This is a genomic window from Pseudomonas corni, assembly GCF_057128765.1.
This window is the reverse complement of record NZ_JBSKHW010000001.1, coordinates 717,229-737,722: the sequence shown is the minus strand read 5'-3', so window position 1 is coordinate 737,722 and position 20,494 is coordinate 717,229. Positions and strand designations below refer to the sequence as shown.

16 protein-coding genes, 4 tRNA genes and 2 pseudogenes are annotated in these 20,494 nt (G+C 57.4%); 6 read left to right on the top strand and 16 right to left on the bottom strand.

Features of this window, described 5'->3' with window-relative positions; translation table 11 throughout:
- Positions 1–3 precede the first annotated feature (3 nt).
- The 6 genes and pseudogenes from tssA to tssB form a co-directional block, all read right to left on the bottom strand.
- Positions 4–1,590 carry a type VI secretion system protein TssA gene (gene tssA / locus ACWKV9_RS03350; RefSeq protein ID WP_483834651.1) on the bottom strand — a complete coding sequence of 529 codons (1,587 nt, stop codon included), beginning with the start codon at positions 1,588–1,590 and terminating at the stop codon, positions 4–6.
- Positions 1,587–2,276: pseudogene (locus ACWKV9_RS03345) on the bottom strand (type VI secretion IcmF C-terminal domain-containing protein); the annotation flags it as partial. The pseudogene ACWKV9_RS03345 and the gene tssA, both read right to left, overlap by 4 nt.
- Before the next feature lie 544 nt (positions 2,277–2,820).
- Entirely contained in the window at positions 2,821–3,504 is a 684-nt protein-coding gene (gene tssL, locus ACWKV9_RS03340; protein WP_483834650.1) for a type VI secretion system protein TssL, short form, read from the bottom strand.
- A complete protein-coding gene (gene tssK / locus ACWKV9_RS03335) occupies positions 3,501–4,856 on the bottom strand; it encodes a type VI secretion system baseplate subunit TssK (RefSeq protein ID WP_483834649.1) in 1,356 nt (451 codons plus the stop codon). Before tssK ends, tssL begins: the two co-directional genes overlap by 4 nt.
- Before the next feature lie 23 nt (positions 4,857–4,879).
- Complete coding sequence (gene tssC, locus ACWKV9_RS03330) at positions 4,880–6,418, bottom strand: type VI secretion system contractile sheath large subunit (protein WP_483834648.1); 1,539 nt, start codon at positions 6,416–6,418, stop codon at positions 4,880–4,882.
- A gap of 31 nt (positions 6,419–6,449) precedes the next feature.
- Complete coding sequence (gene tssB / locus ACWKV9_RS03325; RefSeq protein WP_483834647.1) at positions 6,450–6,953, bottom strand: type VI secretion system contractile sheath small subunit; 504 nt, start codon at positions 6,951–6,953, stop codon at positions 6,450–6,452.
- Between the two features lie 537 nt (positions 6,954–7,490).
- Here tssB and ACWKV9_RS03320 point away from each other — a divergent pair.
- Positions 7,491–7,712 (top strand): annotated as a pseudogene (locus ACWKV9_RS03320) (SNF2-related protein); the annotation flags it as partial.
- Positions 7,713–7,829: 117 nt separating this feature from the next.
- Here the strand turns inward: ACWKV9_RS03320 and ACWKV9_RS03315 are convergent.
- The 4 genes from ACWKV9_RS03315 to ACWKV9_RS03300 form a co-directional block, all read right to left on the bottom strand.
- Positions 7,830–7,905: transfer RNA gene (locus ACWKV9_RS03315), tRNA-Gly, on the bottom strand.
- 2 nt (positions 7,906–7,907) lie between these two features.
- Positions 7,908–7,983 (bottom strand) — tRNA-Glu (locus tag ACWKV9_RS03310).
- Positions 7,984–8,084: 101 nt separating this feature from the next.
- A tRNA-Gly gene (locus tag ACWKV9_RS03305) sits at positions 8,085–8,160 on the bottom strand.
- Between the two features lie 2 nt (positions 8,161–8,162).
- Positions 8,163–8,238: transfer RNA gene (locus ACWKV9_RS03300), tRNA-Glu, on the bottom strand.
- A gap of 267 nt (positions 8,239–8,505) precedes the next feature.
- Between ACWKV9_RS03300 and ACWKV9_RS03295 the strand changes: the two genes are divergently transcribed.
- Positions 8,506–9,279, top strand: a complete 774-nt coding sequence (locus ACWKV9_RS03295) for a hypothetical protein (RefSeq protein ID WP_483834646.1) — start codon at positions 8,506–8,508, stop codon at positions 9,277–9,279.
- A gap of 97 nt (positions 9,280–9,376) precedes the next feature.
- Here the strand turns inward: ACWKV9_RS03295 and ACWKV9_RS03290 are convergent, their stop codons facing one another.
- A complete protein-coding gene (locus ACWKV9_RS03290) occupies positions 9,377–9,859 on the bottom strand; it encodes a GAF domain-containing protein (RefSeq protein WP_483834645.1) in 483 nt (160 codons plus the stop codon).
- A complete protein-coding gene (locus ACWKV9_RS03285) occupies positions 9,856–10,749 on the bottom strand; it encodes an ATP-binding protein (RefSeq protein WP_483834644.1) in 894 nt (297 codons plus the stop codon). Before ACWKV9_RS03285 ends, ACWKV9_RS03290 begins: the two co-directional genes overlap by 4 nt.
- Before the next feature lie 86 nt (positions 10,750–10,835).
- Between ACWKV9_RS03285 and ACWKV9_RS03280 the strand changes: the two genes are divergently transcribed.
- Entirely contained in the window at positions 10,836–13,157 is a 2,322-nt protein-coding gene (locus ACWKV9_RS03280; protein WP_483834643.1) for a hybrid sensor histidine kinase/response regulator, read from the top strand.
- Positions 13,158–13,260: 103 nt separating this feature from the next.
- Here ACWKV9_RS03280 and ACWKV9_RS03275 read toward each other — a convergent pair whose 3' ends face one another.
- Complete coding sequence (locus ACWKV9_RS03275; RefSeq protein ID WP_483834642.1) at positions 13,261–13,746, bottom strand: glutathione peroxidase; 486 nt, start codon at positions 13,744–13,746, stop codon at positions 13,261–13,263.
- 112 nt (positions 13,747–13,858) lie between these two features.
- Positions 13,859–14,254 carry a peptide-methionine (R)-S-oxide reductase MsrB gene (gene msrB, locus ACWKV9_RS03270; RefSeq protein WP_483834641.1) on the bottom strand — a complete coding sequence of 132 codons (396 nt, stop codon included), beginning with the start codon at positions 14,252–14,254 and terminating at the stop codon, positions 13,859–13,861.
- 193 nt (positions 14,255–14,447) lie between these two features.
- On the opposite strand from msrB, the gene ACWKV9_RS03265 reads away from it, so the two are divergent.
- Positions 14,448–15,659, top strand: coding sequence for a pyridoxal phosphate-dependent aminotransferase (locus tag ACWKV9_RS03265; protein ID WP_483834640.1), 1,212 nt, complete (start codon positions 14,448–14,450; stop codon positions 15,657–15,659).
- 232 nt (positions 15,660–15,891) lie between these two features.
- The gene (gene htpX, locus ACWKV9_RS03260) at positions 15,892–16,779 is read left to right on the top strand and encodes a protease HtpX (protein ID WP_483834639.1); all 888 of its coding nucleotides are present in this window, start codon (positions 15,892–15,894) and stop codon (positions 16,777–16,779) included.
- 66 nt (positions 16,780–16,845) lie between these two features.
- Here htpX and ACWKV9_RS03255 read toward each other — a convergent pair whose 3' ends face one another.
- Positions 16,846–17,502, bottom strand: coding sequence for a thiopurine S-methyltransferase (locus ACWKV9_RS03255; protein WP_483834638.1), 657 nt, complete (start codon positions 17,500–17,502; stop codon positions 16,846–16,848).
- Positions 17,503–17,605: 103 nt separating this feature from the next.
- On the opposite strand from ACWKV9_RS03255, the gene ACWKV9_RS03250 reads away from it, so the two are divergent.
- Positions 17,606–18,373, top strand: coding sequence for a DODA-type extradiol aromatic ring-opening family dioxygenase (locus tag ACWKV9_RS03250; RefSeq protein ID WP_483834637.1), 768 nt, complete (start codon positions 17,606–17,608; stop codon positions 18,371–18,373).
- Between the two features lie 172 nt (positions 18,374–18,545).
- Here ACWKV9_RS03250 and ACWKV9_RS03245 read toward each other — a convergent pair whose 3' ends face one another.
- A complete protein-coding gene (locus ACWKV9_RS03245) occupies positions 18,546–20,234 on the bottom strand; it encodes a DEAD/DEAH box helicase (protein WP_483834636.1) in 1,689 nt (562 codons plus the stop codon).
- Between the last annotated feature and the right edge of the window lie 260 nt (positions 20,235–20,494).

The following is a 20,494-nucleotide window of genomic DNA, read 5'->3' as shown; positions in this document are numbered from 1 at the left end:
AGTTCAGTTGCAGAGCCGTGCGGCGCGCACCGGATCGATGGCGACCAGCGCCCCCAACAGCAGCTCCATGCGCTGTGCCAGAACGGGTTTGTCTGAATCGTTGCGCTGGGATTTCAGGCGCAGCAGTTTGAGCAGGCGTGCCTTGATTTCGAAATGCAGATCAGGCTCCCATTTAGACAGTCGCTGCCGCCGCGCCGAGGCATCCAGTTCGCCCAATATGTGCAACGCCAGATCGTTTTTGCCGTGGTGTTCAGCCACGCGCGCCATCAACAGGCGCAGCAACCATTGCTGCCGTCCGGTGCGCACGCCAGGCTGTCCCGCCAGCCAGGCCAGCGCCTGTTCGACGCCGTCACTGTCGGCCCAGGCCAACGCCTCTCCTTCCAGCGAAAGGATTTCGGTATCGGCCAGCGGTACGGCAGCGCCTGACTCTGGCAACCCCGTCGCAAATCGATTGCCGCTGAGGTGCCGAGCGATCCACTCGCGAGTGGTTTCGTCCGCGAACGGCGTGCCGTCGTTCCAGCACAGCTCTTCCAGACCCGGTAAACGCTCCAGGAAAATCCCCAGATCGTGCATCACGACATTGGCCCAGCTGTCCTGCGGGGCCGGTTGTTTGCTCAATGCCTGGAACAGATACCACTGCAGGTCCAGCCAGAAATGGTTCACCCCTTCGGCAAACATCCGCTCGACCTGATCGAGCAGTTCGCTCCAGCTCTGTTGCCGGTACAGCCGCTTGAGCTGCGCACGATAGTCACCACGCGGAGGTGCCAAACGGGTATTGCCGCCAGCTTCCTGGGGTGGGGTTTGATGCACGGTGTCCCATCGCATGCTCATCATGAGTCGATGAGCCGCCAGCCAACCCTGCGGTTGCTCGCGCAAATAACTCGCCAGCGCGCGGCCGCTGTCCAACAGGTCCCGCGCTGATTTAATCGCGGCCAGCGATGGCGCCGTCAGTTGGCCGCTTGATTCTGGATGGGCGCCGGACGGCGCGGTCTGCGGATCAACCGCGTAGCACTGCGTCAGCCGGGCGGACAAAGCGGTGTACAACGTTCCAAACGCCGGGCGTTGTTCTGTCGGCCAGGTACCGAGCCCATGCTCCAGCCACGCCAGCGCTGCGACGATCCGTTCGGCGTCGTGTTTGACCACCTCAGGGAACATCGAAAGACTGTCCAGCACCTTGCTGCCAGCTAGCCACTCCAGCGCCATCCTGCGGCTGTTCGCTCGGGCCGGCAGTACGTCGCTGGCGTAGCGCTCAATCATTGCAGCCAATAGAACCAGACCATCGGCCAGCCCCGCTTCGCCGTCTTTGTGCAAGCGCGCCCACAAGTAGTAGGTACACACGCGCAAATCCTTGCAGCTGTGCTTGAGCAGTTTTTCCGCCGTCTGGATCACAAGGTCCGCATCGGCTCCGGACAGCTTGTTGACCTCCCCACGCATGCGCTGGAAATCATCGTCGTAACCTGGGTCGTGACCCACTGGGGAATCGGCGCTGACAGGCAGCAACCAGGCGTCCCATTTGGAGGACTGCTGTCGTGCAAGGGTCACCGCGTCGCGTTCACCCAGACAGGTGGCGACCAGGGTTTGCAGGCTCATTGGTAGGCCTCATTCTGCGCAACGGCGTTAGCAGTGCCGCGTGTACTCAAGAAAATCTGTTGCGGCAGTTTGAAGTCCCGCAGCGTCAGTAATGCCATGGGCCCAGTGCCCAGTTGGGTGCGCAGGTACCAGGTCAGGCCGAGGCCATCGGGCGCGGTGAGGACCATCCGGTAGCGGCTATCGCCGTCATCGAGAGCGGTGATTTTTGCGTTCTCCAAGAGACGAATCAGGCCCCAGGTGCCTTGGTAATCCCCGAATAATCGCTCGCCGGCGCTAACACTGGTCCAGGTCAGACTCGCCCCCGGATGATCGCTGGTCCCGGGCCAACCGAAGCGCTGCCAGCTTTCTTTCTGGTTGAAATAGTGGTGCCGCTCGCCGTTGAGGATGAAGCTGGTTTGCACCACGTCGCGCACTGCTTTGCCGCGCAGCTCGAAGCTCAGGCCCATGCCGCCGTCGGTGTAAAGCACGTCGGCCAGATAGCTGAGCTGGTTGATCGCAGTCAGGAACTGCGGATTAATCCGCAGGCCCTGGCTGTTGCGGGTGTCGGCTACCCAGCGGCTGCCGTCCTTGCGCAACACACCGCCCAGTTCCCGCTGCAAGAACTGCTCGATGCGGCCGGAGTCCGCGCGGATCATTTGCCCAAGCATCGGCAGTGAGGCATCGCTGCCGGTGGTGGCAAACGGGTAAGTGACCAGTAGCAGCGGCAGCGCCATCCCCCGCTTGCGCAACAATGCCAACTGGTAGCTAAACGCCCGTATCTGCCCGGTCAACTCCCCGTGATCGGTGTGCTCACCGGGATTGACGACGAGCATGACTGAGAGCTGCCCGCCCCAATCCGGACGCAGCATTTCGATGCCAGCGGTTATCGTCGCCAGTTGCTCAAGGCCCGGCACACGGATGTAGCAACCCTGCGCTGTAGTGCGCACGCACAGTTGCTCATTGGGCGTCGAACCAAACAGCCCCGTCAGACCGTCGCCACAAACCAAAACTACCGGGCGGCGATACGTAGCTGACGGCAGCCCCGTACAGCCATCGACATTAAATGCCTGCGCTAAATGCGGTGCTCGGCGATCGGCGCGAATCCAGGCCAGTGCCACCAGGCAAAGAGTGGTCACTGCCGCCAGGGCGAGCGTTATAGCGGAAAGCGGCATGATGAACAGCAGCGCCAGCATCAACGCGCCCGCCCATAACCAGAGGCCTCGTCTGAGCTTGAGTGTCATCGCCTAGCCCTCATGTCGCACCCGGCAACAGCATGGCGACCAGCCCGGCCAACAGCCGATCCAGTCCCCACCAAGCACAACCCAGCGTCAGGCTGACCGCCACGCAATGGACCAATGGTGACCGCAGCCATTGCTGATAACTCAGGCGGCGGCCGAGTTGGACGTGAGTCGCGACGTCCTGACCCAGCTCAAGCGGTGCGACCTGCGCATTCAGTGCGGCGAGCAGTTGCTTACGCTCAGGGTGGTTGAGATCGGCGTAACGACCCTGGAAACCCAGCATCAACACGCGCTGGAATACCGTCAGGACATGCACGTCAGGCGCTGGCTCGCGCAGCACTTCGTGCATTTCTTCATAGACAAAATCACCCGCCTGATGGCGGCCGAAGAATTTGGCCTGCAGGGACTCGCCTGCCCAATTGGTATGCGCATCACCTTTCGCGCACCCCAGCACGGTTTCATCGAGCAGGGCGCAATGGGCGTGGCTGATGTAATCAATGTTGCGCTGACTGAGCCCGGCACTCTTGAGCTGCTGACGCACCTGCTCGATTTGTCTGGAGCACAGGGTGCGGACCGCGTCTGCATCCTCAACCGATGCGCCCTGTCGCAGCTCCACCACCAACAAATAGCTGTCCTGCAACAGCGCATCGATCTGCACTGGCACTGCGGTCCGTTTTTTCGACGATGCCGGGCTCATGACCGCAATACCGCAAACAGTTCCAGCTTGACGTCGATCAGGGTGCTCGGCACGTAGAACGCGCAGACGCCCTCGCGGAGCACGGCCAGACCTTTCGCGTGACTGAAATCGAGGGCGAAGTATTGGTTTTCCAGACGCAACGGAATGGCCGCCGGGACATGGCTCAGCGGACGCAACGGCACCCCGTCCAGGGCGGCGTTGATCAGGTGATTGACGTCGTCCGGCGTGCCCGCTTTGCATAACCGGGGGAACTGGCTTTGCAGCTGCGCAGCTGGCAAGCGGCAACGTACCGACAAGTAAAAGTCGGCGCTGTCAGGCTCGCGCAAGCGCGGATCGTTGAGGGTGACTTTCCAGCGATTGGCACCGGTCGCCTCCATATCCAGAGCAATGACCCTGGACGGCAGACTGGCCTCCAGCAAGGTGGAGATCGTCAGCATTAGCGGCGGGAACACGTTTTCCAGTTGCTCATGCCTGTAGGCCGGGATCTTGTCGATGTCGTGTTCCAGCGAGAAGGTCAGCAACCCGCCCGCCAGCTTCACCAACTCCAGATAGATCTGCTCAGGGTGCCGCGCCGGACTGGCCATCAAATCGGCGAGCACAGGTTGATAGGTATTGAGCGCATTGAGCAGCCAGAACAACGACACGTCGGCCACGGCGAAATCCGCCATGCGCTGGTTGCTTTCGCGACGCATGCCCATCAGTCGTTGACGCTTGGCTGAGAGCTGGGTCAACAGGTTGTCCAGCTGTGCCAGTAAACCCGGATGCCCATCAAAGCTGAGCAGCGGCGGGACGTAAGCGCGATCAAGGCTCCACGCACCCTGTCCATCTCGTACAAGACGCGCGATGGGACAGGTCAGATAATCGCCATTCTCGTCAGTGTCCAGACGCAAACTCAGCGTGTGCTCCAGCACGGCGATGGACTGCTCCTCGGCCCCGTACAGATCCTGCACCTGACGCCAATCGCGGCGATAACGCATGGGGCGCTCGGCCTGAGTATTTTCCAATAGACAGTTGTTGCCATTGGCGTGCTCGATCGCCAAGGCAAGCAATACCACTGCGCTCTGACTGCTCTCGGTCAGCACTTGGCTCAACTCCAGCGCGGGCGGCAGACGATCAACGTGATCGGTGTCGATCAACGTGCCTTCCGGCATGCGCAGGCGCAGCCGGGTTGCCTTGAGTTTGCCGAGCCGCAAGGCCTCCCCATCAAATGAAGCGGCCTTTATGCCCCACGGATGGATCAGCGACAGATGCGCCAGGCATTCGTTGTTCCAGGCTTCCCAGCGCGCTTGCTGCTGGAATTGCTGCGGCGACAGCAACGTCCCGGCAGCCCACAGAGGGCGATCAATTTTCATGACGGTGTTTACCTACGCAAGGATCAGGCTTTGGCCTTGGGCATTTGCGAAACCAGCGACAAGTTGACGTCCATGCCCTCCACTTGAAAATGCGGCACGGCGTATAGCTTCACGCGGAAGAAACCGGGGTTGTCTTCGATGTCTTCGACGGTGACTTTGGCGTCGCGCAATGGGTGGGAGGCTTGAAGATCGTCACCGGGGTCGGTCATTTCGGTCACTAGGCCGCCGACCCACTTGTTCAGCTCCAACTCCAGAATCCGGCGATCCTTGGTGGTGCCGATGTTTTCGCGCTGGATCAGCTTCAGATAGTGGGCAATGCGCGAAAGCAGAAAGATGTAGGGCAGCCGCGCGTTTATCCTGCTGTTAGCAGTGGCATCAGCGGTGTCGTACAGGGCCGGTTTCTGCGACGAGTTTGCCGAGAAAAAACAGGCGTAATCACGGTTTTTGTAATACGAAAGCGGGATGAAACCGAGGTTGGCGAATTCGAATTCCCGGGTTTCCGGAATCATGACTTCCGACGGAATCTTTACCTGATTGCCAGTACCCAGATCGTAAAGGTGGATTGGGAGATCAGTGACGGCGCCGCCGGACTGCGGGCCGCGAATCTGCACACACCAGCCATTGGTAATGAAGCTTTTCACCATGTTGGCGGCAAAGGCGAACGAGGCGTTGGTCCACAGGTATTTGCCGTGGTCAGGGCCTTTGACGCTCTCGACGTAGTTGAAGCTGCGGACCGGAATCGTATCGGGTCCGTATGGCAGACGTCCTAGCACACGCGGCATGGTCAGGCCGATGTAGCGTGAATCGTCACTGTCGCGGAAGGACTTCCACTTGATGTACTCAGCGCGGTCAAAGTAGTTGCCAATGTCCTTGATCGCGGCGACCTCCTCCATCGACTCCTTGCCAAAAAACGCCGGGCCGACCGAGCCTATGAACGGCATGTGCGCTGCCGCCGAGACCTTTGAGATACTGCGCAAAAGCGCAATGTCCTGCGGACTGCGATCAAACTCGTAATTGGAAATAGCGGCCGCTATCGGTTCGCCACCCGGTGTGTCGTACTCCTGCGTGTAGGCGTGGACATATAAACCGCTTTGAGCGATTTCCGGTGCATCCTCAAAGTCCTGAACCAAGTGGTCCTTGCTGATATCCAACAACTCGATTCGAACGTTCTGGCGAAAATCTGTTTGATCTATCAACGACTTGACGCCGCGCCATGTCGATTCAACACGTTGAAATTCAGGATGATGCATTACCGCATCAAGTTGTGAACTGATGTGTGCATCCAGCGATGCAATGTGTTCATCCAGTAAAGTTTTGTCCAGACGCTCAACTTTCTGGGAGGATTGCTTAAGCAATTCAAGAAATACACTGACCGCAGCGGTGACTCGTTCATCAACAGAGACATCGGACAGGGCTTCATTACTTTGAAAAACTTCTATATCACTGAGCGCGGTGACTGGACTTAGATTTATCTTTGCAAAGAGTGTGCTATATACATTCTGACTTTCTTCAGACAATGTCGTAGCGCCGTGTGAATGCACGGAAGACTGTTCTGTGGACATGATGGCAACTTCCTTGTGGAACCCGGGCGGATTAACGGTTTTCTTGGGGAGCCAGAGCGGCCAGTTCGGCACGCAGTTCGTTGCTCAACCCTTCATCCTTGAGAATACGTTCAAGCTCGTAGCGAAACGTCGCGTTGTCCAGCAGGTTTGACTTGAGATCGCGCAGCAGATTTCGCATGGCCAGGAGCGCACGGAGCTGTGGTATCTGGCGCGCCACCTGCTCGGGCTCGAAGTCGCGCATGCTCTGAAAATTCAATTCCACCGAGGTGTCGGAGGCGTCGGCTGTCAGGGTGTTTTCAACCGCAAGCTTGAGACTCGGAGAAAACTCGGCCAATACGTTATCGAAATTGTTTTTGTTAATGTCGACTTTGTCTCGTTCTGACAAGGCCCGCTGCTCCTTACCGTTGCTGTAGTCGCCCATTACCATGAGTTTTAGCGGCAACTCGACTTTTTTCTGCGCTCCGCCGGTATGCAAATCGAGCTTGATATTGACCCGAGCCTTGGGCACTTCGTTTTGGAAGCTGTTTGACGCCATAAATCCTCCAGCCCTGCATAACATAAGGTATGCCTGCCAACATTAATACACCGGTGGCGTTCACTTGAGTCTGTCACGCACCATTCGTGACTTGTGACGCCAATCAACATGTTTATAAAAATTTAAACATATATTCATTTCACGTTTATTTTTTAAACATGCGAACTACAGAAGTATTGAATCTCGACCTGCAGAGCAATAGTGGTTTATCACCGAAAAATATTCTATACCCTGAACGACGTTTCGGAAGTTTCCCACTTGCTTTCGGAAACATCCCACTTATTAAAATTGACAGAATAAAGAAATATAATACTGGAAATATAAGCCGACAATATTCCACAACTGCTCTAGATAGAGGGTTGCAGCTGCATGGCGGCTATCATTGCGCGCAGGCCATCAGGTCAGGGGAGACCGGCATCGCATTGGGTTCAGAGGCCGACAAGCCAGGCCCGCTGATGACAAATACGGCCGTCCTCGCGAGCTCAGTCACTTTAAAGCGCCTCCACCGGTCACACCGGGACACGGTGTCAGACCTGCCTATGTTTCCAGAGGTCCAGAATGCTGGTCGCCACTGGTACTCCGCTGGAAAACCATTTTGGCGAGCTGTGCAATTTGTTCGGCTTTATTAACCCAGGCCTTTTGGGTAGCCAGGAAAGCTTCGCCAGCCGCAAGCGCGATTTGGCGGACAGTCTGTTGGAAGGTGGGGAAATGAGCGCCAAACTGGATGCCGACGCGTTGTTGAAGTTGCTAAAAGGCTAAAGACAGCATCAAACCGATCACTTCCGACGGTTGCCCCACTGCGACCGAGGGCGTGCGCACCTTACAAAAAGCGGACAAACAAAAACGCCGCTCTGATGAGCGGCGTTTTTGTGAATTTGGAGCGGGAAACGAGACTCGAACTCGCGACCCCGACCTTGGCAAGGTCGTGCTCTACCAACTGAGCTATTCCCGCAATGGCGTCCCCTAGGGGACTCGAACCCCTGTTACCGCCGTGAAAGGGCGGTGTCCTAGGCCACTAGACGAAGGGGACGCTGCCCGGAACATATGGTGTATGTCCCAGTGTCCAAAGCATCATCCGAAGATTCTGCCTGGTTTCACTCAACCCTGCCCTGGAGCAAAGCTGCTTAAAAATGGAGCGGGAAACGAGACTCGAACTCGCGACCCCGACCTTGGCAAGGTCGTGCTCTACCAACTGAGCTATTCCCGCAATGGCGTCCCCTAGGGGACTCGAACCCCTGTTACCGCCGTGAAAGGGCGGTGTCCTAGGCCACTAGACGAAGGGGACACACGTACAACATTCACTACTTACTGCGCTGCGCTGTGTGCTTTACGCTGTAAGTGGCGCGCATTCTATGGATGGTTTGGTAGGTCGTCAACCCCCATGTGAAAATTTATTCAAATCAATGACTTCGCCCTCTATTTAGTCAGTTAACTGCCGATACACATCTGTAAGGGCAGCCAACTAATAGGAAGGCAGCGCGACCACCGCACCTTCCCGCAATAGTGCATAGCCACTACACTCGGCGCACATTACTTGATCGAGGCTTCAACGGTGACACCACTCATTATCACGCTGATGGTTGTAGCGGGCATCGTACTCTTGATAGCCATCGGCTACCTGAATCACGTTAACGAGAACAAAAAGGTAGAGCGTGCTCGCGCCTTGGTGGAGCTCAATGATCGCCTGCGTCGCTGCAGTGAGTTGTCTGAGACCTTTCCTGGTCAACTGATGACACCCGCATTGAAGCTACTGTTGGTCCGCCTTGAATTCAACGTGGTCCAGCGTCTGACCCAGCTGGAAAGGCGCAGTAATCCTGGCCTTCAAGAACGCGAAACAGAACTGCAAGCCCTGATCGCACAAGGGGACAACCTGACGGTCAGCAATCCCCCCGCTCCTATTCAGACCGAAGCCAAGGCCAAAGACGTGCGCTTTCTGCTTGAAGCCATGCACGGGCAGGTGACACGCGCAGCCCACGATGGCTTTTTGCAAACTACCGAGGCCAAGCACTGGATTCGCGAAATCCGCAATCTGCTGGTACTCCTGCACATCGAGTTCTTCAACAATCTTGGCCAGCAAGCCATGGCAGCCGCCCAGCCAGGCCAGGCCAGGCTTGCATTTGAGCGTGGCGTGCAATATCTGCGCAATCAGGCGGAGCCCGCACCGTGGAAATCCCATTTGGCCGCGATGGAGAGACAACTAGCACGCGCCAATGCAATGGTGCTGGACACCATTGCTCCGACCGAAGACGACAACAACGAGCTGACAGAAGGCCTGAAGGTCGTTGAAGCCGACGCTGAATGGAAGAAAAAGGCGATCTACGATTAGCTACAAGCGGCAAGCTTCAAGCTGCAAGCCTTGATGGCGCAAGCGCCTGCGTCGCGTCCCGCTTGCAGCTTGTAGCTTGTAGCTAAAGCGCTACCCCTCAAACATCCGTCGCTTTCAGAAATATCGCCACCAACTGCTCGATCCCGGCCTGATCTTCCTCGCTGAATCGCCCGATACTCGGGCTGTCCAGATCCAGCACGCCAATCAACTTCCCGTCCTTGACCAGCGGAACGACCAACTCGCTGTTCGATGCGCTGTCGCAGGCGATATGGCCGGGAAACGCGTGTACGTCCTCGACGCGCTGGGTTTCACGGCTTTGCGCTGCGGTGCCACAAACACCCTTGCCAAACGGGATACGCACGCAGGCGATTTGCCCTTGAAACGGCCCAAGCACCAGCTCTTCATGACGATTCAGGTAAAAGCCAGCCCAGTTCAGGTCGTCCAGCTGCGTGTATAAAAACGCCGAAAACTGCGCCGCGTTGGCAATAAAGTCGCGCTCGTCCGCCAGCAGGGACTCCAACTGCGCCGTCAACAAGCGGTAACCGTCCAGGCCCTTGCCTGCTGCATTCAAATCAATCATGGCTGTTGCTCCAGCATTTTCAGACCTACCCAATACCTTGCGAACTGATACGCACAGCGACCATTTCGATTGCCGCGCCCGGTAGCCCAGCGCACCGCGAGAATTTCCAGCTCTTCATTTCGCTTCCACACCAGGCCCGACTTGCTTGCCAGCTCGCCTATCCAGTGCTCGACCACATTCAGGAAATGCTCTTGGGTGAATGGGTAAAACGACAACCACAGGCCAAAACGGTCGGACAAGGCGATCTTGTCTTCCACCGCTTCGCTTGGGTGCAGTTCGCCGTCTTCGCCGCGCTTCCAGTGCTCGTTGTCGCTCTCCTTCTCCGGCACCAGATGGCGACGGTTGGAAGTGGCATACAGCAAGACGTTATCTGGCGCTTGCTCAAGCGATCCGTCGAGCACGCTTTTCAAGACGCGGTAGTCGCCTTCGCCCGATTCAAATGACAGGTCATCGCAAAACAGTACGAAACGCTGCGGCAGCTTTTGCAGCAGCTCGACGACCCGAGGTAAATCCCCAAGATTGTCACGTTCGATTTCGATCAGACGCAATCCGGATTTAGCGTGTTCAGCCAGCAGCGCACGGACCAGCGATGATTTACCGGTCCCGCGCGAACCCCAGAGCAACGCGTGATTGGCAGGCAGGCCATCAATGAATTGTTGAGTATTGCGCCCTAACTGCTCGCGCTGGCGATCCACGCCGATCAGGTCCGACAGGCGCATGTCGAGGGTCACCTCCAGCGGCATGAGGTACCCGCCTCGTCCCTCGTGGACCCAGCGCGCGGCCAGGGATTTGTTCCAGTCCATCGGCTCACGGACCGCAGGCAATAAAGGCTCGAGCCGCGCGAGTACTGATTCGGCGCGTTCCAGAAATGCGTTCAACCGAGAATCCACAATGTCTCCTTGATTTAACTGAATAAAGGCTGTGTCCGATCGGCTATGCTTGCCCAGCGATCGGACACAAGAAGTGGCAATGCCTTATGGATATAGCAATTACCAACAGACTGTCGTTCAAGCAGGCACGTTTAATTGTGCTGATTGGTTTCGTATTGGGATCACTGCTTAGCCTGTTACAAATTGCAATCGATTATGCCAGCGAAGACGCCTCGATCGATCGTGAAATTCGCTCCTTGCTACAAATCAGCCACAACCCCGCCTCGCGAATCGCCTACAACATCGATTCCGAACTGGCCCAGGAACTGACACTGGGGCTGCTGCACTCCCCCGCCGTTGTTGCGGCCCGGCTCACTGACAATAACAATATCTTGCTGGCTGCCGTGTCCCGGCCCATTGCGCAAAGCCGGTATCGGATGTTCAGTGACTTTCTGTTCGGCAAAAGCCGTGAGTTCGAGGACAAACTGTTTCTCGACCACTTGCCCAACGACCCCATCGGCACGCTGCACCTCAATGTCGACACGTTCGCGTTTGGCAGCCACTTTTTACAGCGAGCTGAAATCACCCTGCTTAACGGGTTTGTCCGCAGCCTTTTGTTTGCGGGCATCCTCATGGCGTTGTTCTACTTCACGCTGACCAAACCGCTGACCAAAGTCATCAGGGCACTGACCGCCAACGATCCGCGCAGTCCTACGCAAACGCCGCTGCCCTGCCCGCCGGGCCATGAGAAAGATGAAATCGGTGTACTGGTCAAAGTTGCCAATCGACAGTTTGAAAGCGTCGCCATCGAGTTTGCCCGACGTCGCGATGCCGAAAACCGTCTGACCGACCACCTCAATGAGCTGGAGAACATCGTCACTGCGCGCACGCTGGAGCTCAACAACAGCAACATCCGCCTGAGCCAGTCCAACGAAGAGCTGCAGATCGCGCGCAGCACGGCGCTGGATATGGCCCATGCGCGCTCGGCGTTTCTGGCGCACATGAGTCACGAAATCCGCACCCCGCTTAATGGTTTGCTGGGCATGATGGCATTGTCTATGGACGGGCCACTGAGCGCCGAACAGCGTCAGCAACTGTTGATCGCCCATGACTCGGGCAAGGTGCTGGTGGAATTGCTCAACGACATTCTCGATCTGTCGAAATTCGACGCCGGACAACTTGAACTCGAACGTATTCCGTTCGATCTCGGCACCCTGATCGAAGACACCGCCAATCTGCTGTCGCAAAATGCTGCGCCGAGTGTCGAGTTGACGTGCCTGATTGATCCAGAATTTCCGGCGTTGGTGCTGGGGGATCCGACCCGCGTGCGACAGATCGTCAGCAACCTGCTCTCCAATGCGCTCAAGTTCACGCGCGTCGGGCGTGTCGATGTGCGCCTGAGTTGGCATGCAGAAAGGGTGCGCATCGAAGTGTGCGACACCGGCATTGGTATCGCGCAGGATGCGCAGGCGAAAATCTTCGAACCGTTCACCCAGGCCGAGGCCGCGATTACCCGGCAGTTCGGCGGCACCGGACTGGGCCTGACGCTCACCCACAATCTTTGCGAAGCCATGAACGGTGAGCTGAACATCGAATCGCGCAGCGGCGTCGGCAGCAGGTTCTGCGTCGACCTGCCGTTGCCGCCTCACTCGCCGGCTCCAACATGGCACTTATTGAGCGGACGCGTCGTCCTGGTGAGCTCAGCCGACAGTGGACTGGGCGAACTGCTGGGCCAGTGGCTACCCACATGGGGGATCGAATATCAGCACTTTACCGCCTGTGATAACCGGTATGACCCGCATGCGGACCTGTTGATTACCGACAGTCCAGACTGCCTGACCAGCGTGAGGCCTGGGACGTCGATCCCGATTCTGCTGGTGACGGCCTACGGCAATTTTATGGCCAGTGATCAAGTCAATGCGCTCGCTCCGCTGCACCAGCAAGCGCGGCCGCTGGGAAGGCTAAGCCTACATCAAACCTTGGGCCGGATTCTGCGCACCGAGGGCCAACTGGACAATGACCGCCTGCTGCGCGAACAGCCTCTGATTCATCGCGCACGCATTCTGCTGGTGGAAGACAATCCGGTGAACCAGCTGGTTGCCAAGGGCATGCTGAGCAAGTTGGGCTGCGAAGTGGTGGTCAGCAGTCATGGCGGCGAGGCACTGGATGCGTTGGCCCATGACGACTTCGATCTGGTGCTGATGGATTGCAACATGCCAGTGATGGACGGCTACGAGGCTACTCGACTGATCCGCCAGCACCCTCAATGGCTCGATTTGCCGATCATCGCCCTGACCGCGAACGCGATGCCCGAGGAGCGCGAGCATTGCAAGGTGGCAGGCATGAGCGACTATCTCGCCAAGCCGTTTCACCGAGAAGAATTGATCAGTCTGCTGGATCAGTGGATTCCAGCAGTTCAGCCGCATTAAGCGAATTATTCTGTAGGAGCGAATTCATTCGCGAGGCGGCGCGCCAGATACACTCAATTTCCGCTTCGCTAACAAGTTGGGTTCTACAGAAACATCTGGGGAGTCAGCCAAGCAACGCTTCGATATCCGACTTCAGCTCTTCCGGCTTGGTCAGCGGTGCGTAGCGTTTGACCAGCTTGCCGTCCTTGCCGATGAGGAATTTGGTGAAATTCCATTTGATTCGCTCAGAACCCAGCAGGCCGGGCGCTTGCTTCTTCAGTTGCACGAACAATGGATGGGCATTGTCACCGTTGACGTCGATTTTCTTGAACAGCGGAAAGCTCACACCGTAGTTCAACTCACAAAAATCTGAAATCGCACCCTCGTTGCCGGGCTCTTGCTTGCCGAACTGATTGCACGGAAATCCCAGCACCACCAGCCCCCGGCCCTTGTAGCTCTGCCACAACTGTTCAAGCCCTTTGTACTGCGGCGTGAACCCGCACTTGCTTGCGGTGTTGACCACCAGAACGGCTTTGCCAGCGTAATCGGAAAGGGTCTTTTGCTCACCCTTGATCGTCTGCACGGGAATGCTTAGCAAGTTGTCGCTCATGGCAGCGCCTCGAAAAAAGAATTAACCAACTTAGCGCGCCCGTGGCGGGCGCGCTATTGGATTGTCGTCCGTGATACTGATTCATAGGCCTGACAACGAAAGCCGCATGTCCCTACGCCCGCGGCACCAGATCCAGACAGACCGAATTGATGCAATAGCGCAAGCCAGTCGGCGGCGGTCCATCAGGAAATACATGCCCCAGATGCGCATCGCACTTGGAACAGACCACTTCGGTGCGGATCATGCCGTGGCTGACGTCGCGCACTTCCACGACGGCGCTTCCTTCGAGCGGTGCATAGAAGCTCGGCCAGCCGCAGCCGGAATCGAACTTAGTGGTTGAGTCAAACAGAGGCTCGTTGCAGCAAATGCAGTGATAAACGCCATCGGTCTTGGTGCTGTTGTACTTGCCGCTGAAAGGGCGTTCGGTGCCCTTCAGGCGACAGACGTTGTACTGCTCCGGGTCGAGCATCTGTTTCCACTCTTCCAGGCTTTTTGAAAGCTTGTCCACGGGTACACCTCCACAACTGAAAAAGCCCGATCTGTGCCTTTTCCACGGATCGGGTGGCACGTATGATTGCGCCTCGTCAGAACGCCAGTCTGTCACCCGCGTTTCACGCATACAAACCCATTTTGATGGCGTTATGCTCAGCGGTCCGCGCGCAACACCTGCGACGGGCTGCCCATTTTCGGGATCTACCACCATGCAGTTCAGCAAATCCAACAAGCTCGCCAACGTCTGTTACGACATTCGCGGGCCCGTGCTCAAGCACGCCAAGCGCCTGGAAGAGGAAGGCCATCGCATCCTCAAGCTGAACATCGGCAACCCGGCCCCCTTCGGTTTCGAAGCCCCCGAAGAAATCCTTCAGGACGTGATTCGCAACCTGCCTACCTCCCAAGGCTACAGTGACTCCAAAGGCCTGTTCAGCGCGCGCAAGGCGGTGATGCAGTATTACCAACAGAAGCAGGTGGAAGGCGTCGGCATTGAAGACATCTACCTGGGCAACGGCGTCTCCGAGCTAATCGTGATGTCGATGCAGGCCCTGCTCAACAACGGCGACGAAGTGTTGATCCCGGCGCCTGATTACCCGCTGTGGACCGCTGCGGTGAGCCTGTCCGGTGGCAATCCGGTGCATTACCTGTGCGACGAGCAGGCCAACTGGTGGCCGGATCTGGCAGACATGAAAGCCAAGATCACTCCCAATACCAAGGCCATGGTAATCATCAACCCGAACAACCCGACCGGCGCGGTCTATTCCAGAGAAGTGCTGCTGGGCATGCTTGAACTGGCGCGCCAGCACAACCTCGTCGTGTTCTCCGATGAAATCTACGACAAGATTCTTTATGACGACGCCGTGCACATCTGCACCGCTTCGCTGGCTCCTGATCTGTTGTGCCTGACCTTCAACGGCTTGTCGAAGTCCTATCGCGTTGCCGGTTTCCGTTCTGGCTGGATCGCGATCTCCGGCCCCAAACACAATGCCCAAAGCTACATCGAAGGCATCGACATCCTGGCCAACATGCGCCTGTGCGCTAACGTGCCGAGCCAGCATGCCATTCAGACGGCACTGGGCGGCTATCAGAGCATCAACGACCTGCTGCTGCCCCCGGGCCGCTTGCTGGAGCAGCGCAACCGCACGTGGGAATTACTGAACGATATTCCCGGCGTCAGCTGCGTGAAGCCAATGGGGGCGTTGTATGCCTTCCCGCGCATCGACCCGAAGATCTGCCCTATCCACAACGACGAGAAGTTCGCCCTGGACCTCCTGTTGTCGGAAAAGCTGCTGATCGTTCAGGGCACAGCCTTCAACTGGCCTTGGCCCGATCACTTCCGCGTGGTGACGCTGCCACGGGTGGACGATCTGGAACAGGCAATCGGACGCATCGGCAATTTCCTCAAGACATACCGCCAGTAACGCTGCCTCTGCAGGAGTGAGCTTGCCCCTGATAGTTTTCTCTTCAGTTACCTCTTTGGTGGCTGATTGATCGCTTTCGCGGGCAAGCGCGCTCCTACAAGTGTTGATCCATAATCCTCTAACGATGCAGGGCGACACAGTTTGAAATAGTCGCCGGGTTGAATAGCCGCGGACATCACCTTATATACCCCGCAACCCGCTACATATTCTTCACGAGGAGAACGTCTCAACCATGATGCGCATTTTGCTGTTCTTGGCCACTAACCTTGCGGTCGTGCTGATTGCCAGCATCACCCTGAGCCTTTTTGGCTTCAATGGGTTTATGGCGGCCAACGGGGTTGATCTGAACCTCAATCAGCTGCTGATCTTCTGCGCCGTATTTGGTTTTGCAGGTTCCCTGTTCTCACTGTTCATCTCCAAGTGGATGGCGAAAATGAGCACGGGCACCCAAATCATTACCCAACCCCGTACGCGCCATGAGCAATGGCTGGTGCAGACGGTGGAGCAGCTGTCCCGCGAGGCTGGCATCAAGATGCCGGAAGTGGGTATTTTCCCTGCTTATGAAGCAAACGCCTTTGCCACAGGCTGGAACAAGAACGACGCACTGGTCGCGGTCAGCCAAGGCCTGCTGGAACGTTTTTCGCCAGATGAAGTGAAAGCAGTCCTGGCCCACGAAATCGGCCACGTTGCCAATGGCGACATGGTGACGCTGGCACTGGTGCAGGGCGTGGTGAACACCTTCGTCATGTTCTTTGCGCGGATCATCGGTAACTTCGTCGATAAAGTGATCTTCAAGAACGAACAAGGCCAGGGAATCGCCTATTACATCGCGACCATCTTCGCCGAAATCGTTCTAGGCTTCCTCGCCAGCGCCATCGTCATGTGGTTCTCGCGCAAACGCGAATACCGCGCAGATGATGCCGGTGCCCGACTAGCGGGTACTGGCGCAATGATCAGCGCCTTGCAGCGTCTGCGTTCGGAACAAGGCGTTCCGGTGCAAATGCCTGACAGCCTGACCGCCTTCGGCATCAATGGCGGGTTGAAGCACGGTCTGGCCGGTTTGTTCATGAGCCACCCGGCGCTGGAAGACCGCATCGAGGCATTGCGCCGTCGCGGTTGATCCACTCGCTGCATTACTTGAAAGGGCGACCTCGGTCGCCCTTTTCTTTTGCCTGGTGATTTGCGGTTAACGTCTGAACAGGCTGTAGACCTGTTCAATCAAACGCGTTGCGCCAGCGTCCGCGAATTTACGACTTTGCTCCAGCACGTTCTCTTCGGCGATCACCTTAAGCCGCCACTCCAGCGAAAGCAGTTGAATTACCTCTTCCTCGGCAACGCTGAACGGCGGCCCGGCAACCTCTGACTGTTCGTAATCCAGCGTGATCAATAGCCCACGGCAATCGGCGGGCAGGATTTTGTTCAAGTGCTGGACATAGCGCCAACGCATTTCCGGCGGCAAGGCAATCAAAGCAGCGCGGTCATAGAGTACTGAGCAATTGCCGATGTCCTTGGCGTTCAATTTGAAAAAATCACCACACCAGATCTCGCAACGGTCATGGCTGAACACCTTGAAGGCACCGCGCTGCTCCAGGATGGGCTGCAAGTTGCGCTCGCTAAAATAATCCTCGACCGCTTTCTCGGATAATTCGACGCCTATTACCCAGAGGCCCTGTTGCAAGAGCCATGTCATGTCGACACTCTTCCCGCACAACGGGACAAACACCCGTTCGCCTTTTTTGACACCCAGCTCAGACCAGAACCGTTGCAAGTAGGGGTTAACCTGGGGTTGATTAAAGCCAATCTGATCCAGGGCCCAGCGTTGATGCCAAAACTCGGGCTGCATATGTAACTCCTGATATATCGATCAAACCGCATCAAAACTTATATTAGATTTAGATCAATGTTCTGCCTGATGATGGCGCATCTTACCCTTCAGGATGGCCGATATGTTTCCTAGCCTCTTCATCTCTCACGGCTCGCCCATGCTCGCTCTGGAGCCCGGTGACAGCGGTCCCGCGCTCGCTCGCCTTGCCGCCGAAATGCCGCGCCCTCGTGCCATCGTGATTGTATCGGCACATTGGGAAAGCGCTGAACTGTTGGTCAACGGCAACCCTCAGCCTGAAACCTGGCACGATTTCGGGGGCTTCCCGCCAGCGCTCTTCGCTGTCCAGTACCCAGCCAAGGGCATGCCCGAGATGGCGCAGCATGTGGTGGACTTGCTCGCAGCCAGCGGGCTTCCCGCACGAATCGATCAGGAGCGTCCGCTGGACCACGGCGTCTGGGTGCCGCTTTCGCTGATGTACCCACAGGCCGACATTCCGGTGGTGCAGGTTTCATTACCTTCGCGCATGGGCCCGGCCATGCAAACCCGCGTCGGCAAGGCCTTGGCCAGCTTGCGCGAAGAGGAAGTGCTGGTGATCGGCTCCGGCAGCATTACTCACAACCTGCGTGAACTGGATTGGCATGCCGGCCCCGAAAGCGTGGAGCCTTGGGCCAAAGCGTTCCGCGACTGGATGATTGAGAAGCTGGCAGCCGATGATGACGATGCGCTGCACGATTATCGGCATCTGGCACCAAATGCGGTAAGAAACCATCCCAGCGACGAACATTTGTTGCCGCTGTATTTTGCCCGTGGCGCCGGTGGCGAGTTCAGCATCGCCCACCAAGGATTCACCATGGGCGCGTTGGGGATGGATATCTATAGGTTTGGGTGAGCGAACCACCCCCTGTAGGAGCGAATTTATTCGCGAGGCGCCGTGCACGTGAAGCCAGCTGAATGCTCGCCAACAAGTTGGCTCCTACAGAGGGAGCAACCCCAAATCCAAAACAAAAAAATCCCCGAACCAGTCGGGGATTTTTTATTTCAGACGATCAGCTCAACGCAGATCAGTCTTCGCGATAGCGACGCAGCTTCAACTGCTTACCGGCAACGCGGGTGTCTTTCAGCTTGGCCAGCAGACGCTCGAGGCCATCTTCTGGCAGTTCGACGAGGCTGAAGCTGTCACGCACCTGGATGCGACCGATTGCTTCGCGGGCCAGACCGCCTTCGTTGAGAATTGCACCCAACAGGTTTTTGGCTGCGATGCCATCACGTGCGCCCAGCGCAGTACGGCAGCGAGCACGGCCTTCGGCCAATGGGACTGGAGCACGACGCTCACGATCACCACGATCCGGACGGTCGCCCGATGGACGATCGGAACCCGAACGGTCGGAGCGTTCACGCGGAGCACTGTTCGGCACCAGTGGACGTTCTTTCTCGATAGCGCCCAGAGTCAGAGCCTGACCATTGGTAGCCTTGCGCAGCAGAGCAGCGGCCAGAGCACGCGGGCTGCAACCGATATCGGCAGTCAGACGATCCAGCAATTCGCCGTGGGTCGATTCTGCATCAGCGACCAGCGGCGACAGGCTGTTGGTCAACTTCTTGATGCGGGCATCGAGAACAGCCTGACCATCTGGAAGACGGACTTCGGCGATTTTCTGACCGGTCATGCGCTCGATCACTTGCAGCATGCGACGCTCGCGCGGCGTTACCAGCAACAGTGCGCGACCTTCGCGACCTGCACGGCCAGTACGGCCGATACGGTGAACGTAGGCTTCCGGATCGTAAGGCATGTCCACGTTGAACACGTGGGTGATACGCGGAACGTCGAGACCACGTGCAGCAACGTCGGTCGCTACAACAATGTCCAGACGGCCATCCTTGAGGGAGTCGATGACGCGCTCACGCTGGTTCTGGGCGATGTCGCCGTTCAGCGCAGCAGCCTTGTAGCCTTTGGCTTCAAGGGCACTTGCCAGATCCAGAGTCGCTTGCTTGGTCCGCACGAACATGATCAGTGCGTCGAAGTCTTCGACTTCCAGCAGGCTCAGTACGGCAGAGGTCTTCTGGTCAGCGTGAACCAACAGGTGAGCCTGTTCGATCGCGGTAACGGTCTGGGTCTTGCTTTGAATCTTGACGTGTTTCGGATCACGCAGGTGACGCTCGGCGATCGCACGGATCGACTGCGGCAAGGTGGCCGAGAACAGAACGGTCTGGCGGGTTTCCGGCATGGCCTTGAAGATGACTTCGAGGTCGTCCATGAAACCGAGTTTCAGCATTTCGTCCGCTTCGTCGAGAACCAGGTGGTTCACGGTCGCCAGGACTTTTTCGTCACGACGCAGGTGGTCACACAGACGACCTGGAGTAGCGACAACGATTTGCGCGCCGTTACGGATGGCTTTCAGCTGTGGGCCCATCGGCGCACCGCCGTAGACAGCCACAACAGTGACGCCCGGCATTTGCTTGGCGTAGGTTTCGAACGCGGTGGCGACTTGCAGTGCCAGTTCGCGAGTCGGCGCGAGGATCAGCGCTTGCGGCTCACGTTTGGTCGGATCGATGCGGTGCAGGATCGGCAGAGCAAAGGCAGCGGTTTTACCGGTACCGGTCTGCGCCTGACCAATCATGTCGTGACCGGCAAGAATGATAGGGATCGATTGCTGCTGAATAGCCGATGGCTCTTCGTAGCCGGTAGCAACAACGGCTGCAACAATGTTCGGGTGAAGTTCAAGAGCGGCGAAGCCGCCGGATTCCTGGGTCATGGGTCTGCCTCTGAGTGCATCCGCAAAGACCCATGCTCCAAAGCTGCGCGTGCCGTGTAAGACCCTAGAGTCGCCCTGGCTGCTTTGTCGGCGGGGATTTGCGAAAACGTATTGATGAATGGATCGACAAGGATAGTTCGCAAGCGAACGAGCATCCGAAGATGGCTTCGGAGACCAATACCGTGGCGAGGGCCCTGTTAAAGGCCGGCGCGCACTATACCGGAATTGCGCAAAAATGTGAGGGTTTTTTTCAGAAGAAA

What these genes read in the sequence shown, in the direction of transcription:
- tssA (WP_483834651.1), bottom strand. Translation starts at nt 1,590, where the DNA reads ATGAGCCTGCAAACCCTGGTCGCCACCTGTCTGGGTGAACGCGACGCG.
- tssL (WP_483834650.1), bottom strand. Translation starts at nt 3,504, where the DNA reads ATGAGCCCGGCATCGTCGAAAAAACGGACCGCAGTGCCAGTGCAGATC.
- tssK (WP_483834649.1), bottom strand. Translation starts at nt 4,856, where the DNA reads ATGAAAATTGATCGCCCTCTGTGGGCTGCCGGGACGTTGCTGTCGCCG.
- tssC (WP_483834648.1), bottom strand. Translation starts at nt 6,418, where the DNA reads ATGTCCACAGAACAGTCTTCCGTGCATTCACACGGCGCTACGACATTG.
- tssB (WP_483834647.1), bottom strand. Translation starts at nt 6,953, where the DNA reads ATGGCGTCAAACAGCTTCCAAAACGAAGTGCCCAAGGCTCGGGTCAAT.
- ACWKV9_RS03290 (WP_483834645.1), bottom strand. Translation starts at nt 9,859, where the DNA reads ATGATTGATTTGAATGCAGCAGGCAAGGGCCTGGACGGTTACCGCTTG.
- ACWKV9_RS03280 (WP_483834643.1), top strand. Translation starts at nt 10,836, where the DNA reads ATGGATATAGCAATTACCAACAGACTGTCGTTCAAGCAGGCACGTTTA.
- ACWKV9_RS03275 (WP_483834642.1), bottom strand. Translation starts at nt 13,746, where the DNA reads ATGAGCGACAACTTGCTAAGCATTCCCGTGCAGACGATCAAGGGTGAG.
- ACWKV9_RS03265 (WP_483834640.1), top strand. Translation starts at nt 14,448, where the DNA reads ATGCAGTTCAGCAAATCCAACAAGCTCGCCAACGTCTGTTACGACATT.
- htpX (WP_483834639.1), top strand. Translation starts at nt 15,892, where the DNA reads ATGATGCGCATTTTGCTGTTCTTGGCCACTAACCTTGCGGTCGTGCTG.
- ACWKV9_RS03255 (WP_483834638.1), bottom strand. Translation starts at nt 17,502, where the DNA reads ATGCAGCCCGAGTTTTGGCATCAACGCTGGGCCCTGGATCAGATTGGC.
- ACWKV9_RS03250 (WP_483834637.1), top strand. Translation starts at nt 17,606, where the DNA reads ATGTTTCCTAGCCTCTTCATCTCTCACGGCTCGCCCATGCTCGCTCTG.
- ACWKV9_RS03245 (WP_483834636.1), bottom strand. Translation starts at nt 20,234, where the DNA reads ATGACCCAGGAATCCGGCGGCTTCGCCGCTCTTGAACTTCACCCGAAC.